This is a genomic window from Micromonospora sp. NPDC005194 (assembly GCF_040608335.1).
Classification (GTDB): domain Bacteria; phylum Actinomycetota; class Actinomycetes; order Mycobacteriales; family Micromonosporaceae; genus Micromonospora.
In genome coordinates this window covers 40,867-47,559 of record NZ_JBEXIA010000044.1, presented here as the reverse complement: position 1 = coordinate 47,559, position 6,693 = coordinate 40,867, and the positions used below count along the sequence as shown (strand labels likewise).

At 70.1% G+C, this 6,693-nt stretch carries 6 protein-coding genes, 1 tRNA gene and 1 pseudogene; 6 read left to right on the top strand and 2 right to left on the bottom strand.

Going from position 1 to position 6,693, the window contains the following annotated elements; all coding sequences use genetic code 11:
- Positions 1-69, top strand: a pseudogene (locus ABZU53_RS27790) (DUF4383 domain-containing protein); the annotation flags it as partial.
- Between the two features lie 159 nt (positions 70-228).
- Entirely contained in the window at positions 229-705 is a 477-nt protein-coding gene (locus ABZU53_RS27785; RefSeq protein WP_354860522.1) for a DUF4383 domain-containing protein, read from the top strand.
- Positions 706-709: 4 nt separating this feature from the next.
- Here ABZU53_RS27785 and ABZU53_RS27780 read toward each other — a convergent pair whose 3' ends face one another.
- Complete coding sequence (locus ABZU53_RS27780) at positions 710-1,396, bottom strand: TetR/AcrR family transcriptional regulator (protein ID WP_355068450.1); 687 nt, start codon at positions 1,394-1,396, stop codon at positions 710-712.
- A gap of 222 nt (positions 1,397-1,618) precedes the next feature.
- On the bottom strand, positions 1,619-2,584 hold the full coding sequence (locus tag ABZU53_RS27775) for an acyl-CoA desaturase (protein ID WP_355068444.1): 966 nt from the start codon (positions 2,582-2,584) through the stop codon (positions 1,619-1,621).
- A gap of 330 nt (positions 2,585-2,914) precedes the next feature.
- On the opposite strand from ABZU53_RS27775, the gene ABZU53_RS27770 reads away from it, so the two are divergent.
- From ABZU53_RS27770 to ABZU53_RS27755, 4 genes are all read left to right on the top strand, one after another.
- Positions 2,915-2,986 (top strand) — tRNA-Gln (locus ABZU53_RS27770).
- A gap of 110 nt (positions 2,987-3,096) precedes the next feature.
- Positions 3,097-4,629, top strand: a complete 1,533-nt coding sequence (glmU, locus tag ABZU53_RS27765; protein WP_355068442.1) for a bifunctional UDP-N-acetylglucosamine diphosphorylase/glucosamine-1-phosphate N-acetyltransferase GlmU — start codon at positions 3,097-3,099, stop codon at positions 4,627-4,629.
- A 57-nt stretch (positions 4,630-4,686) separates the two neighbouring features.
- Positions 4,687-5,667: a ribose-phosphate diphosphokinase gene (locus tag ABZU53_RS27760; protein WP_030329105.1), complete on the top strand. Its 981-nt coding sequence runs from the start codon at positions 4,687-4,689 to the stop codon at positions 5,665-5,667.
- A 314-nt stretch (positions 5,668-5,981) separates the two neighbouring features.
- Positions 5,982-6,680 (top strand): 50S ribosomal protein L25/general stress protein Ctc, encoded by a 699-nt coding sequence (locus ABZU53_RS27755; protein WP_355068440.1) that lies wholly within the window; start codon positions 5,982-5,984, stop codon positions 6,678-6,680.
- Positions 6,681-6,693 lie beyond the last annotated feature (13 nt).

The window sequence follows — 6,693 nt, the reverse complement described above, 5'->3', positions numbered from 1 at the left end:
GCCCAGGACGACACCCGCGTCCTCGGCCAGGGCGCCAACCTCGGCTTCTCGCTGCTCTGCGTGCTGCTCCGGGCGGTCAGGCTTGATCCCTGCGCAGCTCGGGCTCCGGCGAAAACCTGACCTGGTCCAGCCATGCGGCGGACCGCGCAGCCATCGGTGGTTTGCCTGACATGCCCGTTTCGTTGGGCGACAATTCCCCTGAACCAGTCACGTCAGGGGGTCAGGGGTATGCCGCACTTTCCGGTGAACCATCCGGCACGGCCGCTCTACCGGGTCCTCTCCGGCCTGATCGGCGTCTACATCCTGGTCTTCGGCGTCTGGGGTGTCGCCGAGACGATCGGCGACCCGCTCTTTGACCGGGGCAACCACTGGGCCCTCGGGCTCCGCACCAACCTGGCCTTCTCGCTCGCCTCGGTGGTCTTCGGAGTCGTCCTGATCATCGGGGCGTCCCGGCGCAGCAACCTCGGCCACTACATGAACCTCACCGCCGGGGCGGTGTTCCTGGTGACCAGCATCCTCATGATGTCCGTGCTGCAGACCGACGCGAACTTCCTCAACTTCTCGATGTCGACCGTGATCGTATCGATGCTGTTCGGCCTGATCCTGCTGGGCACCGGCCTGTACGACAAAACCGGCCCGTCGGAGCACGCCGAGGCGGAGCTGGAACGCCGCAAACATCCGGTGGCCGACGTGCACCGCCGCTGAACGGTCAGCGGCGGCGGGCGGTGATCAACGTGGGCTTCGCCTCCAGGTGCGACAACCCGTTCCAGGCCATGTTGACCAGGTGCGCCGCCACCGTCTCCTTGCGCGGCTTGCGCACCTCCAGCCACCAGCGGCCGGTCAACGCGACCATGCCCACCAGGGCCTGCGAGTAGAGCTCGGCCAGCTTCGGGTCGTACCCGCGGCTCTTGAACTCGGCGCCCAGGATGTGCTCGACCTGGTGGGCCACGTCGTTCATCACGCTGCTGAAGGTGGCCGTGCCGGACAACAGCGGCGACTCGCGGACCAGCACCCGGAACCCGCTGGTCTCCTCCTCGATGTAGCCCAGCAGGGCCATCGCCGCCTGCTCCAGCAACTCACGCGGATGCCCCGCCGTCAGCGCCGTGGTGATCCGGTCCAGCAGGGCCCGGACCTCCCGGTCGACCACGACCGCGTACAGCCCCTCCTTGCCACCGAAGTGCTCGTACACCACGGGCTTGGAGACCTTGGCGCGGGCCGCCACCTCCTCGATGGAGGTGGCGTCGAAACCTCGCTCGGCAAACAGCTGCCGGCCGATCGCGATCAACTGCTCCCGCCGCTGCGCAGCCGACATGCGTACCCGTGAGGGGGGCTTGGTTTTCGCCGCCGCGGCCGGCACTGCACGCCGACCGCCGGCTTCGTCACTGACCTCGGGCATGTCGCCGCCTCGCTGGCGCTCGGTGACGCCCTGCCGTGGAATGGTGCCTCCGCTGTGCCCGCTCACGTCGTCGCCTCACTGGCGGGCGGCCCGACCGGCCTGCCGTGCCGTCCGACCGTACCCGGATCGGGCTCGGCCCCCCGTCCGCCGAGCCGTCCGGCCCCCCGCTCCGCTCGGCCACCCGGCCATCCTGCCAGGTGGCACCCCGCGGCACCGCCCGGTTTACCGGGGTGCGACCGGTTTCACGAGCTTGGCCGCGAGACGTTCGGGCTTCGGCCAGCGCACCTGCGACGCCGCGCCGACCTTCTCGAACAGCCAGATCACCCGGGCCGAGATGTCCACCTGACCACGCAGCACACCGTGCCGCGCGCTGGTCGGGTCCGCGTGGTGCAGGTTGTGCCAGCTCTCACCGAACGACAGGATCGCCAGCGGCCAGAAGTTCGACGCGCGGTCGCCCTGGCGCATCGCGAACGGGCGCTCGCCGTACACGTGGCAGACCGAGTTGATCGCCCAGGTGACGTGGTGCAGGAGGCCGATCCGGACCAGCCCGGCCCAGAAGAACGCGGTGAGCGCGCCCTGCCACGACCAGGTCACCAGGCCCCCGATCAGCGCCGGGCCGAGCAGTGAGACGGCCACCAGCGCGGGGAACAGTCGGTCCACCCGGCTGATGTCGCGGTCGGCGATCAGATCCGGTGCGAACCGCTCCCGGTTGGACAGCTCGCGGCGGAACAGCCAGCCCACGTGTGCGTGGAACAGACCCCGCGTCAGCGCCCAGAAACTGGTGCCGAAACGCCACGGCGAGTGCGGGTCACCCTCCAGGTCGGAGAAGGCGTGGTGCCGCCGGTGGTCGGCCACCCACTGGATGATCTCGCCCTGTACCGCCAGCGAACCCGCGACCGCCAGGGTCACCCGCAGCCAACGCTTGGCCTTGAACGAGCCGTGCGTGAAATAGCGGTGGAAGCCCACCGTGATGCCGAGCCCGGAAACCACGTACCAGACCAGGCCGATGATCACGTCGCTCCAGCCCAGCCAGCCGCCCCAGGCGATCGGCACGGCGACCAGCAGGGCCACGAAGGGGATCACGACGAAGGCCCACAGGGCGGCCAGGATCCCGTTGGACTGGCTGCCGTCGGTGAGCGGTTTCGGGCCGGGGCCGGCGGTGTTGGGTTCGAGCATGGTAGTGGACATGGCACCTCGCAGAGGGGACGGAAACGATCACGAACCTACGCCTACGTCACCGTAACTTACGGCTCGGTAGATCGCACGGGGAAGTTTGAAAAAGCTGTCGTACGTAGGTCCTAAAGCCCTGCTCAGGGCCCACCCTCCATTCGCTGTGGGGTGCCGCCCGAGCGGTTTCCCGCGCGGGGTGTCACCGCCGCCTCGGTCACGAGCCACGTGCGATGGTCGGCAAGGCCGAGGGGATCATGAAGGGCAGGAGTGCTGGCGTCGCGGCCGTCGGGCGTTAAGGTGTACCGGCAGGATGCTCGTTCTGAGGCGACGGTGTTCTTGACGTTGCAATCGGCCGTGGTGTAATTGGCAACACCCGGGTCTTTGGTACCCGTATTTCAGGTTCGAACCCTGGCGGCCGAGCTGTCCCGACAAGTCCGTTTTGGGTTCTGCTGGGGGTAAGAGGACGCGCTGGCGGGCCGCGTGGTTAGCATGGCCGCGAGAGTGTCCGCCGTCCCGACGGGAGCCACGTCGTGCCCCAGCCCCACCTTCGTACCGTCGTCGTGCTCGCCGCCGGTGAGGGCAAGCGGATGAAGTCGACACTGCCCAAGGTGTTGCACCCCCTGCTCGGCCGTACGCTGCTCGGCCACGTGCTGAGCGCGGCCGGGCCGCTGGCCGCCGACCGCACCGTCGTCGTGGTGGGCCACGGCGCCGACCAGGTCCGGGCCCACCTGACCGAGATCGCCCCCGACGCCACGCCCGTGCTCCAGGCCGAGCAGCTCGGCACCGGGCATGCCGTGCGGATCGCGTTGGACGCCGTACCGGAGGGCGCCGGCACGGTCGTGGTGATCAACGGCGACGTGCCGCTGCTGCGCCCGGAGACGGTGGGCGCGTTGGTGACCGCGCACGAGGAGGCCGCCGCCGCGGCCACCGTGCTGGCCGCCGAGGTGCCCGATCCGACCGGGCTCGGGCGGATCGTCCGGGACGCCGACGGCCGGCTGGAGCAGATCGTCGAGGAGCGCGACGCCGACGCGACCCAGCGCGCGATCCGGGAGATCAACGCCGGCATCTACGCGTTCGACGCGGTGCGGCTGCGCGACGCGCTGGGCAAGCTCTCCACCGACAATGACCAGGGCGAGGAGTATCTGACCGACGTGTTCGGCCTGCTCCGGTCCGTCGGCGAGCCGGTCGCGGTGCACGTGGCCGTCGACCACGTCGAGACGCTGGGCTGCAACGACCGGGTGGAGTTGGCGTCGCTGCGGCGGCTGCTGCGCGACCGGGTCAACGAGGCGTGGATGCGCACCGGGGTGAGCCTGCTCGACCCGGCGACCACCTGGATCGACGTGACGGTGGCGCTGGACCGCGACGCGGTCATCGACCAGAACACCCAGCTGCGCGGGGCCACGGTGGTCGGCGCGGGCGCGCTGGTCGGGCCGGACGTGACGCTGATCGACACGATCGTCGGCCCGGCGGCGTCGGTGGTGCGCAGCCACGCGGTGGGCGCCGAGGTGGGCGCGGGCGCCAGCGTGGGGCCGTACGCGTACCTGCGGCCGGAGGCCCGGCTGGGCGAGAAGGCGAAGGTCGGCACGTTCGTCGAGGTGAAGAAGTCCGAGATCGGGCCCGGCTCGAAGGTGCCGCACCTGACGTACGTGGGTGACGCGACGATCGGCGAGCAGACCAACATCGGCGCCGCGTCGGTCTTCGTCAACTACGACGGGGTCAACAAGCACCGCACGGTGATCGGCAGCCACGCCCGGACCGGGGCGGACAACATGTTCGTCGCGCCGGTCGAGGTGGGTGACGGCGCGTACACGGCGGCCGGCTCGGTGATCGTGGACGACGTGCCGCCGGGCGCGATGGGTGTCGCCCGCGCGCGCCAGCGCAACATCGAGGGCTGGGTGGTGAAGCGGCGGGCCGGTACGGCGGCGGCCGAGGCCGCGCAGCGCGCCGGCGACGCGGAGGGTGCGTCGGAGGTGGCCGGCACCGCAAGCGACAGTGAGGCAATGCACGGGCGGGCCGAGACGGTGGGCGGTGCGTCCGGCGCGGGAGATACTGCAACCGAATAGTCCCCGACCCACCACCACCGGGCCGGGTACCGCCGACAAACGGGAGCAGACGGGCCCATGGGCAGCATCGTCGCCGAAAACCGCAAGAGCCTGATGCTCTTCTCCGGACGGGGTTTCCCGGAACTGGCCAAGGAGATCGGCGAGGTGCTCGGTGTGGCACCGACGCCGGCCGACGCGTACGAGTTCGCCAACGGCGAGATTTTCGTACGGTTCAAGGACTCGGTGCGTGGTTCGGACGCCTTCGTGGTGCAGTCCGTGACGCACGGGGTGAACACCTGGGTCATGGAGACCCTGATCATGGTGGACGCGTTGAAGCGGGGGTCGGCGAAGCGGATCACCGTCGTGCTGCCGTTCTACCCGTACGCGCGCCAGGACAAGAAGCACCGGGGTCGGGAGCCGATCTCGGCCCGCCTGGTGGCGGACCTGCTGAAGACCGCCGGCGCGAACCGCATCCTCACGGTCGACCTGCACACCGCGCAGATCCAGGGCTTCTTCGACGGCCCGGTGGACCACCTCTTCGCGATGGACATCCTCGCCGAGTACGTGGAGCACAAGTACGCCGGGCGGCCGATGACCGTGGTGGCACCGGACTCCGGCCGGGTGCGGGTGGCCGAGCGGTGGACCGACCGGTTGGGTGGCTGCCCGCTGGCGTTCATCCACAAGACCCGTGACCCGATGAAGCCGAATCAGGTCGTGGCGAACCGGGTGGTCGGCGAGGTCGAGGGTCGGGTCTGCCTGATCGTCGACGACATGATCGACACCGGTGGCACCATCGCCAAGGCCGCGGACATCCTCAAGGAGTCGGGCGCGGCGGAGATCGTGGTCGCTTCCACCCACGCGCTCCTGTCGGACCCGGCGACCGAGCGGCTGAAGAACAGCTCGATCAGCGAGATCGTGGTGACCAACACGCTGCCGTTGCCGCCGGAGAAGCAGCTGGACAAGCTGACCGTGCTGTCGATCGCGCCGCTGCTGGCGCGGGCGATCCGGGAGGTCTTCGACGATGGCTCGGTGACCACTCTCTTCGGTGGCCTGAGCTGAAGATGGCCGAGTCGGCCGGCCGGAGCTGACAAACTGGTCGAAACGGGCTGGCACGCTGGCGGGGAACACCGTCGGCGGGCCAGCCTGGAGCCGTGACCGGGGACTGCCGGAAACCCGGGAAACAGCTCGGGTAGACTGGTGCGGTTGCCACGGCGAGGGTGCCCGGCGGGCCGCTGAAGAGCGCCGCACGGAGGCACCGTCATCGACGCGGTGCTCCGGGCAGTCGTTCATGACGCATGAGCCCCAGCGAGCCCCTCGCCCCAGCACCGCAAGACGACAAGCAAGCCGCAGCGAAAAGCATCAGGAGTTTCCCCGTGTCCGAGGTAAAGATCAGCGCCGAGCCCCGCACCGAGTTCGGCAAGGGTGGTGCCCGTCGTACCCGCCGGGCCGGCAAGGTGCCCGCCGTGCTGTACGGCCACGGCGAGAAGCCCAAGCACATCGCGCTGCCGTCGCGGGAGTTCGCCGCCGCGATCCGCAAGGGCGGTGCCAACCAGCTCTTCGCGATCGACATCACCGACGGCACCCAGGTGCTGGCGCTGCCGAAGGCGATCCAGCGGGACCCGATCCGCGACACCTTCGAGCACGTCGACCTCATCCTGGTGCGCCGGGGCGAGCAGGTCACCGTCGACGTTCCGGTCCAGCTGACCGGGGAGGCCGCCCGCGACACCCTGATCGTGCACGACCACGACACCCTCTCGGTGACTGCGGACGCCACCAAGGTGCCGGACCACCTCGAGGCGTCGATCGAGGGCCTGGAGGCGGGCTCCTCGGTGACCGCCGGCGACGTCGAGCTGCCCAGCGGTGTCGAGCTGGCCGTCGACCCGACGCTGCCGATCGCCGCGGTGACCGCCGCGCCGACCGCCGAGCAGCTCGAGGCGACGCTGCCCGAGGTCGAGGAGGCCACCGAGGAGGCCGAGGCCGAGACCGGCGAGGTCACCGAGGGCTCCGAGGGTGCCGACGCCGCCCCGGCCGCCGAGGGCGCGGAGAACACCGAGGCGCGTACCGAGGCCTGATCGGTTCGTATCG

Coding starts and splice junctions, on each gene's coding strand:
- ABZU53_RS27785 (WP_354860522.1), top strand. CDS start 229: ATGCCGCACTTTCCGGTGAACCATCCGGCACGGCCGCTCTACCGGGTC.
- ABZU53_RS27780 (WP_355068450.1), bottom strand. CDS start 1,396: ATGCCCGAGGTCAGTGACGAAGCCGGCGGTCGGCGTGCAGTGCCGGCC.
- ABZU53_RS27775 (WP_355068444.1), bottom strand. CDS start 2,584: ATGTCCACTACCATGCTCGAACCCAACACCGCCGGCCCCGGCCCGAAA.
- ABZU53_RS27760 (WP_030329105.1), top strand. CDS start 4,687: ATGGGCAGCATCGTCGCCGAAAACCGCAAGAGCCTGATGCTCTTCTCC.